The sequence below is a fragment of the Streptomyces sp. cg40 genome (assembly GCF_050320165.1).
GTDB classification, from domain to species: domain Bacteria; phylum Actinomycetota; class Actinomycetes; order Streptomycetales; family Streptomycetaceae; genus Streptomyces; species Streptomyces hokutonensis.
In genome coordinates this window covers 4,971,651-4,988,948 of record NZ_CP190128.1, presented here as the reverse complement: position 1 = coordinate 4,988,948, position 17,298 = coordinate 4,971,651, and the positions used below count along the sequence as shown (strand labels likewise).

The 17,298-nt window shown below is 71.4% G+C and carries 18 protein-coding genes; 8 read left to right on the top strand and 10 right to left on the bottom strand.

Features of this window, described 5'->3' with window-relative positions; translation table 11 throughout:
• Positions 1-7 precede the first annotated feature (7 nt).
• Entirely contained in the window at positions 8-970 is a 963-nt protein-coding gene (locus ACQHII_RS22005; protein ID WP_427920914.1) for a GNAT family N-acetyltransferase, read from the bottom strand.
• 191 nt (positions 971-1,161) lie between these two features.
• Here ACQHII_RS22005 and ACQHII_RS22000 point away from each other — a divergent pair, with 191 nt between their 5' ends.
• The gene (locus ACQHII_RS22000) at positions 1,162-1,572 is read left to right on the top strand and encodes a peptidase inhibitor family I36 protein (RefSeq protein ID WP_427920913.1); all 411 of its coding nucleotides are present in this window, start codon (positions 1,162-1,164) and stop codon (positions 1,570-1,572) included.
• Between the two features lie 54 nt (positions 1,573-1,626).
• On the opposite strand, the gene ACQHII_RS21995 is transcribed toward ACQHII_RS22000, so the two are convergent.
• The 4 genes from ACQHII_RS21995 to ACQHII_RS21980 form a co-directional block, all read right to left on the bottom strand.
• Positions 1,627-2,517 (bottom strand): NAD(P)-dependent oxidoreductase, encoded by an 891-nt coding sequence (locus ACQHII_RS21995; protein ID WP_427920912.1) that lies wholly within the window; start codon positions 2,515-2,517, stop codon positions 1,627-1,629.
• Between the two features lie 51 nt (positions 2,518-2,568).
• Positions 2,569-3,255, bottom strand: a complete 687-nt coding sequence (locus ACQHII_RS21990; RefSeq protein ID WP_427920911.1) for a DUF4232 domain-containing protein — start codon at positions 3,253-3,255, stop codon at positions 2,569-2,571.
• 147 nt (positions 3,256-3,402) lie between these two features.
• Positions 3,403-4,665, bottom strand: a complete 1,263-nt coding sequence (locus tag ACQHII_RS21985; protein WP_427920910.1) for a DUF1266 domain-containing protein — start codon at positions 4,663-4,665, stop codon at positions 3,403-3,405.
• 199 nt (positions 4,666-4,864) lie between these two features.
• Positions 4,865-5,440 carry a TerD family protein gene (locus ACQHII_RS21980; RefSeq protein ID WP_200717071.1) on the bottom strand — a complete coding sequence of 192 codons (576 nt, stop codon included), beginning with the start codon at positions 5,438-5,440 and terminating at the stop codon, positions 4,865-4,867.
• A gap of 208 nt (positions 5,441-5,648) precedes the next feature.
• Between ACQHII_RS21980 and arfB the strand changes: the two genes are divergently transcribed.
• Together arfB and ACQHII_RS21970 are read left to right on the top strand one after the other, a co-directional pair.
• The gene (arfB, locus tag ACQHII_RS21975) at positions 5,649-6,077 is read left to right on the top strand and encodes an alternative ribosome rescue aminoacyl-tRNA hydrolase ArfB (RefSeq protein ID WP_019072464.1); all 429 of its coding nucleotides are present in this window, start codon (positions 5,649-5,651) and stop codon (positions 6,075-6,077) included.
• Between the two features lie 87 nt (positions 6,078-6,164).
• Positions 6,165-7,040, top strand: a complete 876-nt coding sequence (locus ACQHII_RS21970; protein WP_427920909.1) for a sigma-70 family RNA polymerase sigma factor — start codon at positions 6,165-6,167, stop codon at positions 7,038-7,040.
• A 7-nt stretch (positions 7,041-7,047) separates the two neighbouring features.
• Here ACQHII_RS21970 and ACQHII_RS21965 read toward each other — a convergent pair whose 3' ends face one another.
• Both ACQHII_RS21965 and ACQHII_RS21960 read right to left on the bottom strand, forming a co-directional pair.
• Positions 7,048-7,527, bottom strand: coding sequence for a GNAT family N-acetyltransferase (locus tag ACQHII_RS21965; RefSeq protein ID WP_427920908.1), 480 nt, complete (start codon positions 7,525-7,527; stop codon positions 7,048-7,050).
• Positions 7,528-7,575: 48 nt separating this feature from the next.
• Positions 7,576-8,148 carry a flavin reductase family protein gene (locus tag ACQHII_RS21960; RefSeq protein ID WP_427920907.1) on the bottom strand — a complete coding sequence of 191 codons (573 nt, stop codon included), beginning with the start codon at positions 8,146-8,148 and terminating at the stop codon, positions 7,576-7,578.
• Between the two features lie 305 nt (positions 8,149-8,453).
• Between ACQHII_RS21960 and cdgB the strand changes: the two genes are divergently transcribed.
• Positions 8,454-10,112 (top strand): diguanylate cyclase CdgB, encoded by a 1,659-nt coding sequence (cdgB, locus tag ACQHII_RS21955; protein ID WP_427920906.1) that lies wholly within the window; start codon positions 8,454-8,456, stop codon positions 10,110-10,112.
• A gap of 153 nt (positions 10,113-10,265) precedes the next feature.
• Entirely contained in the window at positions 10,266-11,219 is a 954-nt protein-coding gene (locus tag ACQHII_RS21950; protein ID WP_427920905.1) for a CBM35 domain-containing protein, read from the top strand.
• A gap of 126 nt (positions 11,220-11,345) precedes the next feature.
• Here the strand turns inward: ACQHII_RS21950 and ACQHII_RS21945 are convergent, their stop codons facing one another.
• The 3 genes from ACQHII_RS21945 to ACQHII_RS21935 all read right to left on the bottom strand — a co-directional run bounded on the left by ACQHII_RS21945 (position 11,346) and on the right by ACQHII_RS21935 (position 14,548).
• The gene (locus tag ACQHII_RS21945; RefSeq protein WP_427920904.1) at positions 11,346-12,275 is read right to left on the bottom strand and encodes a 1-phosphofructokinase family hexose kinase; all 930 of its coding nucleotides are present in this window, start codon (positions 12,273-12,275) and stop codon (positions 11,346-11,348) included.
• A gap of 120 nt (positions 12,276-12,395) precedes the next feature.
• Positions 12,396-13,607, bottom strand: a complete 1,212-nt coding sequence (gene nagA, locus ACQHII_RS21940; protein WP_427920903.1) for an N-acetylglucosamine-6-phosphate deacetylase — start codon at positions 13,605-13,607, stop codon at positions 12,396-12,398.
• A complete protein-coding gene (locus ACQHII_RS21935) occupies positions 13,607-14,548 on the bottom strand; it encodes an ROK family protein (protein ID WP_427920902.1) in 942 nt (313 codons plus the stop codon). Before ACQHII_RS21935 ends, nagA begins: the two co-directional genes overlap by 1 nt.
• A 144-nt stretch (positions 14,549-14,692) precedes the next feature.
• Between ACQHII_RS21935 and ACQHII_RS21930 the strand changes: the two genes are divergently transcribed.
• From ACQHII_RS21930 to otsB, 3 genes are all read left to right on the top strand, one after another.
• Positions 14,693-15,928 carry an extracellular solute-binding protein gene (locus ACQHII_RS21930; protein ID WP_427920901.1) on the top strand — a complete coding sequence of 412 codons (1,236 nt, stop codon included), beginning with the start codon at positions 14,693-14,695 and terminating at the stop codon, positions 15,926-15,928.
• Positions 15,929-15,981: 53 nt separating this feature from the next.
• Entirely contained in the window at positions 15,982-16,233 is a 252-nt protein-coding gene (locus tag ACQHII_RS21925) for a DUF3263 domain-containing protein (protein ID WP_381243906.1), read from the top strand.
• A 62-nt stretch (positions 16,234-16,295) separates the two neighbouring features.
• On the top strand, positions 16,296-17,168 hold the full coding sequence (gene otsB / locus ACQHII_RS21920; protein ID WP_427920900.1) for a trehalose-phosphatase: 873 nt from the start codon (positions 16,296-16,298) through the stop codon (positions 17,166-17,168).
• The last annotated feature ends 130 nt before the right edge of the window (positions 17,169-17,298 follow it).

Sequence of the window (17,298 nt, the reverse complement as noted above, 5' to 3'; positions counted from 1 at the left end):
GCGACCCTCAGGGCGCATCGCCCTTCTCGTTCAACTCGTCGAGGAGTACGGCGAGTTCGGCGGGCCACACGGTCTCCGTCGCCTCTCGCAGCTCCTCCCGGGACCACCATCGCCAGGCTCGGATGCCCTCCTGGGTGTGGGTGGCGGTGAGGTGGGTGCCGGTGGGTTCGCGGTGGGGGCCGTGGGTGACGTAGATGCGTTCGTGCTGGTGGGTCGGGGTGCCGGCGAAGGTGAGGTCGACCTCTCTGGTGGACAGGAGGGGGCCGGGTTCCAGGTCGGTCCAGCCGGTCTCCTCCCGGAGTTCGCGCAGGGCGGCCTCGCGCGGCGTCTCGTCTCCTTCGAGGCCGCCGCCGGGGAGGGCCCAGAACGTGCCGCCGGTCTCGGCGTCGTCGTAGCGGAAGAGGAAGACGGCGCCGGTGGGGTCGAGTACCGCGACGCGGGCGGAGTGGCGGGTTGTGCGGAGCTGCTTGCGCAGTACCGCGCAGGGGCGGCCGAGTTGGCGGTCGGGGCGGTGGTCGATGACCTCGTAGCCAAGGGTGGTCCAGAAGGCGAGGGCCTGGGGGTTGTTGTCAAGGACGGCCAGGCGTACGGCGGTTCGGCCGGCCGTGCGGAAGCGGTCTTCGACGAGGGACGCCAACTGCCGTCCATGGCCTTGCTGTTGCTGTGTGGCGTCGATCATCAGCAGGCCGATCCAGGGGTCTTCGTCGGCCGGGTCAGGGTGGGTCCCGAGGGTGATCGCGATGCCGACGAGCCGTCCCGCGCTGCGCGCGAGCAGCACCTCCACCTCCGGGTCGGCCAGCTCGTCGGCCAGCGCCGTCGCCACCTGCTCGGGCCGGATGTCCTCCGGGTCCGGGAAGTCGCCGCTGAGGGCGTGGAACGCGTGGTTGGAGGCGTAGAGGGCGGCGAGTTCGGTCAGCAGCTCACCGGGCAGCGCGCCGGCCTCGGTCGACGTGAGCGGTTCGAGGAACATGGGGGCACGCTAGCCGCCGGGGGCTCCGCCGTTCTCGTCGTACGCGCCGCACAGCAGTCGCGTACAGGTCCGGCAAGGTTTCGACAAGATCGCGACAAGGTCGGCGTTCGACAGTCCGTGCACGCACCGCCGAGGGGCCGGCCCGAGACGTGTTCTCGGCCGGACGGATCACTCACGGAAAAGGACCATGAATGAACGTCACGACACGCACCGTCCGCAGGACTCTGAGCGCGACCGTCGTCGCCGCCACGGTAGCGGCTCTGGGCCTGTTGGCACCGGGTTCCGCCGAAGCCGCCGCGAGTTGCCCTTCCGGCAGCCTGTGCGTCTGGGACCAGATCAACTACACCGGAAACCGGTGCAGTTGGAGCAACGCCGACGACAACTGGACCAGCGGATCCGTGGTGTGTTCATGGGCCGACGACCGCAACGTCAAGTCGGTCTACAACAACGGGACTTCTTCCTCGTACGAGGGGGTCGGCCTCTATTCCGGAACGGGTTACACGGGGTATCTCGGCTGCATAGGGCAGGGCGTGAAGGGCCCTGGTGTCAGCGGCGGCCCCGGCCTCAAGGTGCTGTCCCACAAGTGGCTCGCCAACTGCTGAGTCCGGACGCCGGAGAGGGTGGGCGCGGCTCGGGCCGAGCGCCCGGTGGGGCCGTCAGGGGCGCAGCAGGGTGCCGGCGGCCTCCTCCAGGAGGGCCACGGCCAGGAGTTCGCCGTCCACGGGGCCGAAGCGTTCCAGGGCCAGCCGGTGGATGCGCAGTACCGTGTCGGCCATCTCGTGCGGGGTACCGAGGTCGCGGGCCTCACCGGTGATGACCTCGAGCTGGTCGTGGATGCGGTCGAGGCCGTAGGAGCGGAGGTAGTCCCCGGCGAACAGCGCCGACAGGTCCCGGCGGATGAAGTCGCTCCCCGCCGCGCTGCCGGCCAGCGTGTCCCGCAGGGTCGCGAGGTCGATGCCGGCTCGGCTGCCGAGCAGAAGGGCCTCGGCGGTTGCCGCGGCCTGCCCGAACCAGAGGAGGTTGATGAGGAGTTTCGTCGTGCAGCCGGTTCCCGGGCCGCCCATGTGGCGGATCCGGTCCGGTGTCGTCACGGCCTCCATCAGCGGCCCGCACCGGTCGAGGACTTCGGCACAACCGCCCACGAACAGTCGCACGCGCCCGTGTTCGGCGTCGTCGGGACTGCCGCCCATGGGCGCTTCGAGGACGTCGACGCCGTGGGCGCCGGCGCGTTCGCGCAACTCCCTTGCGACTGAAGGGGAGTTGCTCGTCATGTCGATCCACACCGCCCCGGGCGCCAGGGCGGCGAACACGGCATCCGGCAGAGCTGCCGCCGCCTCGGCGGGTCCGGGAACCACGGTGACCAGGACGTCCGCCCCGGCCGCGGCCGCCGCGACGGACGGCGCCCAGTCCGCGCCCAACGCGCGCACCGCTTCCTCCCGTTCGGGACGCAGGTCGGAAACGGTCACCGTGTGACCCGCCGCAACGAGGCGTCCGCACAGAGGTGTCCCCATCCGGCCGGCACCGACGAGGGCTACACGCGAGGGCACGGAATCACCGCCAGGGCAGTCGTCGCGTCCGTCGTTTCCGTCCGGCGGACCTCAGCTGCCGACGGGGCCGGTGTACGTGCCGGGGTGCGTGGCGCCGTCCTGGAGCAGGACGCTGCCGCCCGGCCAGGTCAGGGTGGCCGAGGTGGTCTCGTTCGGCGGCGTGACGACGACGGAGGTGGCCTTGAACTCGGTGCCGCTGCCCTGGGTCCACGGCAGGAAGCTGATGGTGAACGTCGCGCTGTCGCCGGCGGCCAGGGTGACCTTCTTCGGCGTCGCACCGCTGCGGGTCAGCGACCAGCTTCCCCCGGAGGACTTCAGGTCGACCCCGGGGAAGCCCTGGAGGGTGCACGCGGCGGACGTCTTGTTCTTCAGCACCACGGCCAGCTGCTGCTGGTCGTCCGAGCTGCTGACCTTGCCGTCGCCGGAGCCGAACGAGAAGCCCAGCCCGGCGGTGTGGCAACGGCTCGTGCCGCTGCCCGTGCTCGTTCCCGTACCGCCACTGGTGCTGCTGCCGCTTGTGGTGCTGCCGCCGCTTCCACTGGTGCTGCTGCCCGCGTCCTTGGTGTCACCCGCGTTCTCGGCCGAGGCGCCGTCGGCCGCGGTGGCCGAGGACGAGGAGGTCGGTGCGGACGACTGGTCGCCCGCGGTGTCGTTGTCACTCCCACTCCCGCAGGCGGTGAGCGCCAGGGCGAGCGCGGACGTGGCGGCGAGTGCCGTGGCGGCGTGGAGCAGACGCATCGTGGTACTTCTCCGTGGGATAAGTGGCGCCGACAGGCGCCGTGTTGATCACCACAGTACGTGTGAATTTTCAACAGACTTGTAACCGAGGTGTTCTGACGTCGCATCAGACTCCAGGAGACGGATCTCGGCCAGACTGTGTTCCGCCTACCGAAAGGGGATGTTCAGCCAGGGGCTCCCCGGATCGGACAGCAGGATCCGGTGCGCGGTGACCATGTCCTGGTACCAGGGGCCGAACTCCTCCTCGTCGAAGTGGAGGCAGCGGCCGAGGACGTAGCCGGCCGAGAAGTCCGGCCAGGAGCGGTGGGTGAGGGTGGCGGCGCGGCCCGCGCGGACCAGGGCCGACTCGGTCTCCGCGAGGGTGCAGAAGCGGGCGCCCAGTCCCCAGCGGGCCATCTTCGAGGCGCGGCCCAGGTCCCAGGCCTCGACGGAGGTGACATGGCGGTTCTCGTCGAGGATGCCGTCGGCCCGCATCCGGGCCTCGTAGCGGGTGATGCGGCCGATGAGGCGTTGGACGCCCTCGATCCGGGCCTCGGTCTCGGAGGCGGGTCGCGGGTCGGTCTTCGTGACGCCGTCCTCCGTGATGACCGTGGAGCCCTCGGACTCGGCGCGGATGACGGTGGCGACGGCCTCGCGCCAGTAGCCGGTGTCGACGTGGCCGCCGAAGTCACGGGCGATGGTGCGGCGCAGGCTCAGCGCGAACTCCCATACGGAGCTGGACGCTTCGCGGGCCAGCAGGTTGCCCAGATGGTGCTGCCACTCGGCGCGGGTGGTGATGCCCCACCACTCGCGCAGCCGCCGGCGCTCGCCGTCGTAGCCGCTGCCGTGCCAGGCCGGCGCGTTCCACAGCGAGCCGTTGCTGACGCAGAGGAGGGCTCCGCAGGCCAGGCCGTGGGCGACGGGGCCGTGCAGCGCGCCGCCGACGTGCAGGGCGCGCAGGCGCATCGCGGTGGCGGGCGTGCCCATGTGTTCGGCCGCGCGCGACCAGTCCGTGGTGCCCGGGGGGCCGTAGGGGAGGGGGAGTTCGCAGGGGGTGCCGGGGTTGACGACGAGGGTGGGCGGGCACTGCGGGGTCCAGGCGTCGGCGATCCAGCGCAGCGAGGCGCGCGAGTAGACCATGTCGGGGCGCGGCGCGGGGAGCATGCCGTCGGTGAACAGCTCCCAGTGGCGGGTGCCGCGTCGGACGTCGCGGATGAACACCCGGTGCACACGGTCGGGTTGGGCGTCGTAGGCCTCGCGGGACATCTCGTAGTAGAGGTGGGTCCGGGCGAGTACGTCGTAGTACGCGGGCCGGTCGCCGCGCGCCCTGGCCCCGGCGAGGGCCCGCTCGGTCTCGGTCGGCGGAATCCAGGCGGGCGGACCGGCGGGCGGGGGAGGCCCGAAACCGGCCGAGGGCGGTCCGAACGACATGGTGCGCTGTCCTTCCAGGGTCCAGCCGCTGCTGACCCCGGCACACTCCCACACGGGTCTGAGACACCCCTGTGGGCCCCTGGATCTCCGGATCTCCGGATCTCCGGATCTCCGGAAACGCCCTTCCCTGTGCCCGAGGCCCCCGGCCGCGGTCACGCGGTCAGGGGCCTCGCACAGTGCACTGCGGGCGGGGTGTCCGTCAGACGTTCACACCGAAGTCCTGGGCGATGCCGACCAGGCCCGAGGCGTAACCCTGGCCCACCGCGCGGAACTTCCACTCCGCGCCGTTGCGGTACAGCTCGCCGAAGACCATGGCCGTCTCCGTCGCCGCGTCCTCGGAGAGGTCGTAGCGGGCGATCTCGGCGCCGCCCGCCTGGTTCACGATGCGGATGTACGCGTTGCGGACCTGGCCGAAGTTCTGCGAGCGGGTCTCCGCGTCGTAGATCGAGACCGGGAAGACGATCTTCTCGACGTCCGCCGGGAGGCCGGCCAGGTTGACGTTGATCGCCTCGTCGTCGCCCGCGCCCTCGCCCGTGCGGTTGTCGCCGGTGTGGACGATGGTCTGGTCCGGGGTCGACTTGTTGTTGAAGAAGATGAAGTGGCCCTCCGAGTAGACCTTGCCCTCGGGGTTGACCGCGATCGCGGAGGCGTCGAGGTCGAAGTCCGTGCCGGTGGTGGTGCGGACGTCCCAGCCGAGGCCTACGGTGACGGCGGTCAGGCCCGGGGCCTCCTTGGTGAGCGAGACGTTGCCACCCTTGGACAGGCTTACAGCCATTGTTGGGAGTCCTTCCCTCGTTGCGGTGCGGGCTTCGTACTGGGGACGAAGCTACCGGTACCTCTATGAACGCCAAGAGGGGTATCGAAGGTTCCACGTGGCTTTACTTTCTTTACCCGCCCTTTGGCCCGCCTCTTCTCCCGCCGTTTCCGGAACGTCCGGGGTAATTGGCGTGACGTGGACCGGACAGGCAGGCGACCATGGAGGCATGTCCGGTCCTTATCTCATCCGCGGCTCCGTCTCCCTGCCCGAGGCCGAGCTCATGTGGCGTTTCTCGCGGTCGTCGGGGCCGGGCGGGCAGCACGTCAACACCAGCGACTCCCAGGTGGAGCTCCGCTTCGACCTGGCGAAGACCGAGGCCCTGCCCGAGGTGTGGAAGGCCCGCGCGCTGGAGCGCCTCGCCTCCCGGCTCGTCGACGGCGTCGTGACCGTACGGTCCTCCGAGCACCGCTCCCAGTGGCGCAACCGCGAGACCGCCGCCGTACGCCTCGCCGCGCTCCTCGCCGAGGCCACCGCGCCACCGCCCAAGCCGCGCCGGCCCACCCGGATTCCCCGGGGCATCAACGAACGCCGGCTGCGCGAGAAGAAGGCCCGCTCCGACACCAAGCGGGGGCGGACCGGGCGCGACTGGGGATAATCCCCGGCTCCCGCCGCCGGCTGTCACATCCCCGGCCCGCGCTCCGTCGTAGCGGTGACGACGGACCGCGACGAGGAGTGTTCACCCGTGGGCGACTTCGAATTCCACCGCCAATTCACCCGACGACGGGACGGTGAATTTCTCGCCGCCCGGTTCGAATCCCACCGCCCGCGCCTGCACGCCGTGGCGCACCGCATGCTCGGCTCGTCCGCCGAGGCCGACGACGCCGTGCAGGAGGCCTGGGTACGGCTGAGCCGGACCGACGCGGAAAGGGTCGAGAACCTCGGGGGCTGGCTCACCACCGTCGTGGGCCGGGTCTGCCTCGACATGCTCCGGTCCCGCACCTCCCGCGCCGAGGAGCCCCTCGACGCCGGTGCCCCGGTCCCGGCCGCCGCGCCCGGTCCCGAACAGGACGCGCTCCTCGCCGACTCGGTCGGGGCCGCGCTCCTCGTCGTACTGGAGACCCTGACGCCCGCCGAGCGGCTCGCGTTCGTGCTGCACGACCTGTTCGCGGTGCCGTTCGAGGAGATCGCGTCCATCGTCGGCCGTACGCCCACGGCGGCACGGCAGTTGGCGAGCCGGGCGCGGCGGCGGGTGCGGGGCGCGCCGGCGCCGGACGGGGATCCGGTACGGCAGCGGGTGGTCGCCGACGCGTTTCTCGCCGCCGTGCGGGAGGGCGACTTCGAGGCGCTGGTGAAGGTCCTCGACCCGGACGTGGTGGCGCGCTCCGGGGACACGGTGACCGCGGGTGCCACCGCGGTGGCGTCCGGCGCGGCGAGCTTCGCGCACTTCGCGAGCTTCGCGTGGCCCGCACTGGTGGACGGCGTCACGGGCATCGCCCTGCTCGTCGACGACCGTCCCGTGCGCACCCTCGCCTTCACGTTCGTCGGCGACCGCATCGCCGCCATCGACATCGTGACGGAGCCGGAGAAGGTGGCGCTGCTGGACGTACGGCTCGTGTGAGGCGCGGCTACGGCAGCTCCAGCACGCCGACCGTCTCGCCCTCGCTCAGCTCGCCGTTGGGGCGGAAACCCAGGCCGGCGTAGAACCCGGCCGGCCCGCCCGGGCCCTCGTGCCAGGTGACGTAGAGCTCCTTGCCGCCCCGGCGGCGGATCTCGGCGGCGACGGACTCGACGGCGAACCGGCCGTAGCCGCGCCCCTGTTGGTCCGCCGCGATGTTCAGGCGCCACAGGCCGGAACGGACGACGGTGCCGTCCAGGTTCCAGTCGATGTCGAAGAAGGCCATGAGGAAGCCGACGGGGCGGTCCTCGTCGACGATCAGGCGGGGCCAGGCGGTGCCGGGATGGACGTAGGCCTCGGCGAGGGATTTCACGACGGGGGAGACCGCGAATTCCTGGTCGGGGCGGACCCGAATGCCTGTCGCTGCCTCGAAGTTGGCCGGGGTGATCTCTTCGAGGCGGGGACCGGGGCCGGTGGTGGTCGTCGTCATGGGTGCACGGTAGGCGGAGCGCTCACCGGCGGGCGACCGAATTCGCGGTCACCCCAACTGCCGGTATCTGCCCCGGAAATAGGTCAGCGGGCCGCCGTCCGTGCTGGTCGCCTCCGCCGTCAGTACGCGGCCGATGACGAGGGTGTGGTCCCCGGCCGGCACCCGTTGCTCCGTGCGGCATTCGAGGGTGGCCAGGGCGCCGCGCACCAGGGGCGCGCCGGACGCCGCGCCGTGGACGTAGGGGATGTCGTCGAAGAGCAGCCGGTCGCTGATGCGGCCCTTCATGGCGAAGCGGCCGGCGATGTGGCGCTGGCTCTCGGAGAGGACGGAGACGGCCCACAGGGGCTGTTCGTCGAGGAGGTCGTCCATGCGGGAGCCGTTGCGGAGGCTGACCAGGACCAGCGGCGGGTCCAGGGACACCGACATGAAGGCGGTCGCGGTCATGCCGACGTCCTCGCCGACCGGGGCGTGCGGGTCGTCCGGGTCGTACGGCTCCTCGTGCGCGGTCACCAGGACCACGCCCGCGGCCAGCCGGGCGAGGGCGGCGCGGAACTCGTCGTTGCTCACCCCCACAGCATGCCCGGAGGGGAGGGACTCGGTGATCGACGCGGTGTTCAGCACGCCGGGAACGCTAATCTCCGAGTGCCGCGCACCGCATCGGACTTCGGTCCCGGACGGGTCCTAGGACCAATGGCCCACGCGGCGGAACATCGTCGTGCATCATGTCCACACACCCACAAAGTTTGCGTTCAGTAAACGCACAGGGAAAATGCAGAAACTCCACTCAATTGTTCATCTTCCGCTGTGACTTGAGTCACAAGGGGTAGTAATTGTTGACCCTGTGTACCGAGTGGGCAGCGCGCTGTGATTCAGTGGCGGGGAAGAAGACCCTTGATTCGCTGCGAGGTCTCGGGGGGAGGGCGAGTATGGAGACCGAGTCGGAACCCTACGTCCGTCTTGAGAACCTGCGGCAACTGCATACGGTCATGGCGGACATGAACACCGCCCGCAGCCTGGCGGACACCCTTCAGACCGTCGCCGACGGCGTGGTCAAGGGCCTCGGGTACGAGCTGGCGTGCGTCAACCTCGTCCGCCCCGACGGCGACCTCGTCGTCGCCGCGTTCTCCGGCAACTCCGCCGCCGAGGCGCTCATCACCGGCCGGGTCGGCTCCCGTGCCTCCTGGGAGCGCCGCCTCGGCATGGGCGAGGACTGGGGCGACCTGCGGTTCATACCGCACACCGAGGGCTGGGTCCTCGACGAGGACGACGTACCGCAGTGGTACACCGACGGCCCCGCGCCCCGCTTCGAGGACGAGTGGCACCCCTCCGACCGGCTGTTCGCGCCCATGTACACGCCCGGCGTCGCCGGCGGCTCATGCGGCGAACTGATCGGCGTCCTGTCCGTGGACCGCCCGCGCAACGGCCGCCGGCCCGGCGCATGGGGGCGCGAAGCGCTCCAGATGTACGCCTTCCAGGCCGCCATCGCGATCAGCAACGCGCGTCTACGTGCGAATATGCAGCGCGCACTTGTCAGACTCGAACGCGAGCAACAGGCCCTGCGCGCAAGCGAGGAGAGCTTCCGGCAGGCCTTCGAGTACGCCCCCTCCGGCATGGCGATAGCCGAGATGGGCGGGGACCAGCACGGCCGAATACTCCGCAGCAACGACGCCCTGTGCCGCCTGCTGGGCCGCCCCGCCTCCGCGATGCGCCGCTACTCCTTCTCGGACCTCGTCCACCCCGAGGACATAGGCACCCTGCTGAGAACCTCGGCGGAGGGCGGACGGGCGGAACTCCGCCTGGGCCGCCGGGACGGCACCTACGTCTGGGTCTCGCTCCGCAACTCCGTCGTCGCCGACGCCGCCGACGGGCCGCGCTTCCTCCTCTCCCACGTCGAGGACATAGAGGACCGCAAGCGCCGCGAGCTCCAACTCGCCCACCGTGCCGCGCACGACGCGCTCACCGGCCTGCCGAACTCGGCCGAGCTGCGCACCCGCCTCTCCGCCCGCCTCTGCCAGCGCCCGACCTCCGCGTTCCCCGGCGAGGTCGAGTCCCTCGACGCCGCCTACGGACACCCGGCCTACGACGCGAACGGCCACGGCTTCGACTACCCCCGCGGCGCCGATCTCCTCGACGCCTACGACCACCACGTCCACACCATCGCCCCCGAGGGCGAGCGCGACGACGGCACCAAGGGGCTCGCGGTCCTCTTCTGCGACCTCGACGGCTTCAAGTCGATCAACGACCGGTTCGGGCACAACGCGGGCGACGCGGTCCTCATCGAGGTCGCCCGGCGGCTCGGCCGGGCCGTGCGCGACGGCGACACGGTGGCCCGGCTGGGCGGTGACGAGTTCGTCGTCCTCGCCGACGGCCTCGGCAAGGCAGACGCCGCCGACCTCGCCGTACGCCTGCGGAACGAGATCATCCAGCCCATCCGGGTCGACGGCCGGGCCATGCGGGTCGGGGCCAGCTTCGGCATCGGGTGGGCCCACTGCGGCATGACGGCGGACGAGGTGTTGAAGTCCGCCGACGAACGGATGTACATCGAGAAACGATCTCGTCCCAAACAGCACAGACGCGCGGGATGATCTCCAGGTCAGCGTTGTGATGCGGCCCGAGTCACCCGTTTGGACCACGCGGAGCGGGTAGGCTCGCAGTTCTCCAGACGTATCGAAGACGCAATCGAAGACGCATCTGAAGCTGACGTACCCGCACCCGCACCTGTTGAGGAGTACCTAGGGATGACGCCCGGCAACAACGGCGCGAGCACGCCCGAGGACGACGACCCGTTCGGCTACCTGTACGCCGACGGCCAGGCCAACGGCGCCCAGCCGCCGTCCGGCGGCGGCGGTTACGGCTACCCGGGTTCCGTCAACCGGGTGCGCGCGGTCGGCGAGCGCCAGTACGGCGGCCCGCCCGCCGCCCCCACCGCCCAGTACCAGCAGCCGTACGGCCAGACCGTCCCGCAGCAGCAGGCCTACGGCGCCCAGCCGAACGCCGCCTACCAGGCCCCCGAGTCCTTCGGCGCCCCGCCCACCCAGCAGCCCCCGTCCTACGACGGCGGCCGCGGCGGCGGCCGGGGCCGCGGCCCCAACACCAAGGGCCTGCTGATCGGCGCGATCGCGGTGGTCGCCGCGGTGGTCATCGGCATCAGCGTGGCGATGATGAACGGCAACGACGACAGCAAGACGGGCAACGAGGCGGGCTCGACACCCTCGACTTCGCAGAGTGCTTCGTCGAGTCCGTCGCCGAGCAGCAGCGCGTCGGACGCGGCGGAACTGCCGAAGATCGACGCCAAGGCCCTGCTGCTGGGCGGCGGCGCCACCACGGCATCCGACGTGGACGGCGCCAAGGCCGACGGCGGTGTCTATGTCTCGGGCTTCAACGCGGTCGGCGCGACCCTGACGTGGAACGTGAGCGGCATCACGAAGAGCGGCGGCTACCGCCTCTACGTCAACTACGGCGTACCCGGCAAGGACGCCACCGCCACCCTCACGGTCAACGGCACGGCCCAGTCCCGCCCGCTCAACCTGAGCAACTTCGCGAAGGCCGCCGAGGGCGACTACGAGAAGGGCTGGACGGAGACCTGGGCGTCCGTCCAGCTCAACAAGGGCACCAACACCATCAAGATCTCCTGCGAGCAGGGCGACGAGTGCGACGTCAACTTCGACCAGGTCTACCTGGCGAACGGCTGACCTAGGGCACTCCCCCAGCCTTCGGCCGGGGGGGACCCCAGAGCACGCACCTTCTGTGACATGAGCTGCTGCCGCAGCGGGCGCGAGGCCGCCCTCCGGGCGACCACGGGAATTGTCGGACAGGCCCTAGGCCGCGCTGGCGTCCCCGGTCACCGCGACCCGCCCCAGCAGCTCCTCGTACGCCGCCCGGTCGAACTCGCCCGCCACCGGCGCCAGTACGGTCGCCGCCGACAGGGCGACCGCGCGGGCCAGCCGGTCCGGCCACGGCAGTCGCTCCACCCATCCCGACAGCAGGCCCGCGACCGCCGAGTCGCCCGCGCCGGTCGGGTTGCCGTGTATGCGGGCCGGGGGCGTCGCGTGCCAGGTGCCCTCCGGGGTCGCCGCGAGCAGGCCCCGTGCGCCCAGGGAGGCGACCACCGTGCGGGCGCCCCGGCGCCGTGCGTCCTGGGTGGCGCGCAACGGGTCGTGGGAGCCGGTGAGTTCGGCCAGTTCGCCGGTGTTGGGCTTGACGATGTCGGGGCGGGCGGCGACTCCGCGGCGGAGGGGTTCGCCGCTGGTGTCCAGCAATACGGGGACGCCGGCCGTCCGTGCCGTGCGGACCAGGCCCGCGTACGCGCCCACCGGCACCCCCGGCGGCAGACTCCCGCACAGCGCCACCGCCGACACCCCGCCCAGCAGGCCCTCGTACGCCTCCTGGAACGCCGACCACTCCGCCGAAGTGACCGTCGGACCGGGCTCGTTGAGTTGAGTCGTGTCACCGGTCAGCTCGTCCACGATCGCCGTCGTGCGCCGGGTGGCCCCGGAGACCGGGACCAGCGCGTCCAGCACACCCGGCGTACCGGCCAGTTGCTCCTGTACGACCCGTCCGGTGGCGCCGCCCGTGAACCCGGTCACCGTCACCTCGTGGCCGAGGGCGGCCAGCACGCGGGCCACGTTCAGCCCCTTGCCGCCGGGCCGCTCGGTCACCTCGGACACGCGGTGGGTGCCGTGCGGCCGCAACTCCCTTACCCGATAGGTGATGTCGAGCGCGGTGTTCAGTGTGACCGTGAGAATCACCCGCGTCGACCTCCCCCGACTTCCGCGTGAACGCGCTTGCTCCGGAGGCTCGATGATGCCAAACGGGCGGCGGTCCTCCCAGTCCCCCAGGACAACCGCCGACGTCAACCACGTCACATATCAGCCCAGTTGGGGCTCGACCACCCAAGCGCCGCGCCGCATCACGCCCTTGAGGCCGAACTCGGAGTCCAGCAGCACCAGGTCGGCGTACTTGCCGGGCTCCAGCGAGCCGATCTCGTCGTAACTCCCGAGCAGGCGCGCCGGGTTGGCCGAGATCGCGGCGACCACTTCCTCGACCGGCAGCCGGTCCACCGTCACCGACCGCTTGAAAGCCCGGTCCAGGGTCAGCGTCGACCCCGCGATCGAACCGCCCTCTACCAGCCGCGCCACGCCCTCACTGACCTCGACCTCCAACGGGCCGAGCATGTAACGCCCGTCGCCGAAGCCCGCCGCGTCCATCGCGTCCGTGATGAACGCCACCCGGCCCGCACCCGCGTGATGGAACGCCAACTCCAGGGACGCCGGGTGCAGATGCGTACCGTCGTTGATCAACTCGACGGTGACGCGCTCGTCCTCGAGGAGCGCCGCGATCGGACCGGGCTCGCGGTGACCGAGCTGCGGCATCGCGTTGTACAGATGCGTGGCGACCGTCGCGCCCGCGTCGATCGCCTCCACCGTCTGCTCGTACGACGCGTCCGTGTGCCCGATCGCCGCGATCACGCCGTGCTCGACGAGCAGCCGTACGGAGTCGAGCCCGCCCGGGAGTTCGGTCGCCAGCGTGACCATCCTGGCGCTGCCGCGCGCCGCGTCGACCAGCTTGCGCACGTCCGCCGGGTCCGGCTCGCGCAGCAGAGCCTCGGAGTGCGCGCCCTTGCGGCACGGCGAGATGAACGGGCCCTCGAAGTGGATGCCGGCGATATCGCCCTGTTCGGCGAGTTCGGAGAGGAGGCCGGCACGGTGGACCAGGAAGTCCATCTCGCCGGTGACGGTCGAGGCGACGAGGGTCGTCGTGCCGTGCAGGCGGTGGGTGTGGATGCCCTTGAGGACGTCCTCGACGGTGCCGGAGGTGAAGGAGGCTCCGCCGCCGCCGTGGTTGTGGATGTCGACGAATCCTGGGACCAGAGTGTACCCGGTGACGTCGAGTACCTGGGCGTTCTCGGGGGCGGCACCGGCGATTCGGGTGCCGTCGACGATCACTCGGCCGTTCTGGACGGTTCCTGTGGGGAGTACCACTGTGGCGCCGGACAGGATCAGGGGCGCATTGGACGTTGCGGGGTGCGGGCTCGTCGTGGCTGGTCGCGCAGTTCCCCGCGCCCCTGGGTGGGTTGGCATTAGGGGGTTACCTCCATACGGTCGGTTGTGGTCAGGAGGTCCCAGGCCAGGAGGCCGGCACCGAGGCACCCTGCTGTGTCCCCCAGGGCCGCGGGGACGATCGCCGGCAGCTTCTGGAAGGTGATCCGGCGCTCGACCGCCTCCCGCAGCGGTGTGAACAACGTTTCCCCCGCCTCGGCCAGACCGCCACCGATGATGATCGTGCGGGGGTCCAGGAGGGTGAGGGCGGTGACGAGGCCGTCGGCGAGGGCGTCGACGGCTTCCTGCCAGACCTTCTCCGCGCGGGGGTCCCCGGAGGCCACCGCCTTCGCGCAGTCCGCCGCGTCCGCGTCCGGGGTCCCGGAAACGGCCGCCCACGCCTCCGTCACCGCCGCCGCGGACGCGTACCGCTCCAGACAGCCGGTCTGGCCGCAGGGGCAGGGAGCGCCGCCGGGTCGTACGACGATGTGGCCGATCTCGCCCGCGAAGCCGTGCGCGCCCGCCTCCACCCGGCCGTCGATGCCGATGGCGCCCGCTATGCCGGTGCCCAGCGGTACGAACAGGAAGCGGTCGGCGCCCTTGCCCGCGCCGATCCGGCCCTCGGCGAGGCCGCCGGTGCGGACGTCGTGGCCGAGTGCGACCGGGACACCCAGCTCTCCGGCCAGCAGGTCGCGCAGGGGTACGTCGCGCCAGCCGAGGTTGGCCGAGTAGGCGGCGACGCCCCGCTCGGCGTCGACGATGCCGGGGACGGCGACGCCGGCGGCGGACGCGGGCTCGCCGTACCGCTCCTCGCCGTACGCGCGCAGCTCGGCGGCGAAGCCGAGGATGTGCTCGACGACCGCGTCCGGTCCGCGCTCGCGGCCGGTCGCCCGGCGGGCCCGGTGCAGCAGCTCGCCGTGGGCCCCCACTAGGGCGGCCTTCATCCCGGTGCCGCCCACGTCGAGGGCGATGACATGTCTCACGGGGGACAGTGTGGCCCGTCTACCCTGGAGAGGTCTAGTCCACTCACGTGGTGTAGACCTTATGGGTTCGCGGAGTGAACGTCACGACAGCAAAGCTTTGGGGAGTCAGCAGTGCAGCGGCGCAGGACAGGAATGATCGCGGCGATGTCCGTACTGGGCATGACGGCGGTCCTCGGCGGCTGCGGCCTCGGCGGGGACTCGGGTGACGTCACCCTGAGACTCGTCGCCGCCGACTACGGCGACTCGGCGTCCAACAGTTCGCGGAAGTACTGGGACACGCTCGTCAAGGCGTACGAGGCCAAGCACCCCGGGGTGAAGGTCGACGTCAGCGTGTACTCGTGGAACGAGGTCGACGCCAAGGTCAGGGCCATGGTCGACGCGGGGAGGGCCCCGGACATGGCGCAGATCGGCGCGTACGCCGACTACGCCGACGAGGGCAGGCTGTACTCCACCGCCGACCTGCTCTCCATCCCCGTGGAGGCCGATTTCCTGGAGCCGCTCGCGGACGCGGGGAATGTCGACCACGTCCAGTACGGCATGCCGTTCGCCGCGTCCACGCGCGTCCTCTTCTACAACAAGACCCTCTTCGCCGAGGCCGGACTGACCCCGCCGAAGAACTGGAGCGAACTGGCCGCCGACGCCCAGGCGTTGAAGGAGCGGGGCGTGAAGTACCCGTTCGCGCTGCCGCTCGGCTCCGAGGAGGCGCAGGCCGAGACCATGCAGTGGCTGCTCGGCGGGGGCGGCGGCTACACCGACGACCTCGGCAGCTCCTACACCCTGGACTCCGCGGAGAACATCTCCACCTTCACCTGGCTGCGCGACAACCTCGTCGGCAAGGGGCTGACCGGACCGGTCGCACCCGCCGAGCTGAACCGCGCGGACGCGTTCGCCGCCTTCGCGAACGGTGACGTAGGCATGCTCAACGGACACCCGACTCTCATCCAGCAGGCGGCCAAGAAGGGCGTCAAGTTCGGCACGGTCGCGATGCCGGGACGCACCGGCAAGGCCAAGACCACGATGGGCGTCGCCGACTGGATGACCGCGTTCAAGCAGAACGGCCACCGCGACCAGATCGGCGACTTCCTCGACTACGTCTACAGCGAGAAGAACGTCCTCGCCTTCTCCCGCGAGTACGACCTGCTGCCGGTGACGAACTCCGCGTCGAAGGTGATGGAGGCGTCGAAGGAGGACCAGGACCTCCGCCCGTTCCTGGAGGAGCTCCCCCTCTCCACGCTCTACCCGGTCGGCAACACCTCCTGGGCCACGGTCAGCGCCGACATCAAGAAGCGCATAGGGAAGGCGGTCGCCGCGAACGGCAGCCCGGGCGCGGTGCTGGGGCAGCTTCAGGCGGCGGCGACGCTGGCGGAGAGCGGGAAGTAGGCGACCGGGACGGGCCGGGGCCGTTGTCAGTGGCGGAGGTTACGGTGCAGGACATGGACAAGGACCGACCCTCGCGTCTTCCTCCGCTCCACAGGAGGGAACAGGACATCCTCGCGCTGGAGCGCCGCGGCTTCCCGGGCCCCGGCGCGAAGGAGCGCGCGATACGCGAGGAGCTGGGCCTGGCCCCCGTGCGCTACTACCAGCTGCTCAACGCCCTGCTGGACGACGAGCGGGCGCTCGCCCACGACCCGGTGACGGTGAACAGGCTGAGACGGGTGCGTGAGACGCGGCGTTCGGAGAGGTGAGGGTCCGGCCGAGCGGTGGCGGGCGAGGGGTGCGGTCGGCTCCGCCCGGATAGGGTCGCCGTATGGGCAGCCCCAAGGACTCCACCGATCCCGTCCATTCCCCGGATGTACTGCCGATCCCTCGCACCGGTGCCGGGCGCGAGGGCCTGGAAGCGATCCTCGCGCGCCCCTCCGCCGCGGTGGTCGGGCTCGACTTCGACGGCACGCTCGCACCGATCGTCGCGGACCCCGAGCAGGCGCGCGCCGACCCCGGCGCGGTGCCCGCGCTGGCCGCTCTCGCCCCGAAGGTCGCCGCCGTCGCCGTGATCACCGGCCGCCCGGCGGGCGTCGCGGTCCGCAACGGCGGCTTCGCGGGCGTACCGGGCCTGGAACACCTGGTCGTCCTCGGCCACTACGGCACGGAGCGCTGGGACGCGGTGAGCAGTACGGTCAGCGCCCCCGCCCCGCACCCGGGCGTCGCGGCGGTCCGCGCCGAACTCCCGGGCTTCCTCGACCGGATCGGCGCCTGGCAGGGCACCTGGATCGAGGAGAAGGGCCGCGCGGTCGCCATCCACACCCGCCGCGCCACCGACCCCCAGGCCGCCTTCGAGGCCCTCCGCGCCCCCCTCACCGACCTCGCCACCCGCCACGGCCTGATCGTCGAACCCGGCCGCCTGGTCCTGGAGTTGCGCCCACCCGGCATGGACAAGGGCGTGGCGCTGGCCGACTACCTCCGTGAGACGAACGCCGAGTCCGTCCTCTACGCCGGCGACGACCTCGGCGACCTCCCCGCCTTCGCCGCCGTGGAAAAACTCCGCTCCGACGGCCTCCCCGGCCTCCTCGTGTGCAGCGGCAACGACGAGGTGACAGAACTACGGGAACGGGCCGACCTGGTGGTGGACGGGGCGGCGGGGGTCGTGGGGCTGCTGTCGACGCTGGCGGCTCAACTCGGCTGATGGGGTGGGGGTGTTGGCGGGGGTTGGGCCAGGGTTTCGCGGCGGCCCGGGTGTCGTCGGTCGGCGGCCTCCGGGCTCCGTGTCGGCGATGACGGGCCGGGTCCGCCGCAACGACGTGGCGGACGCCGCC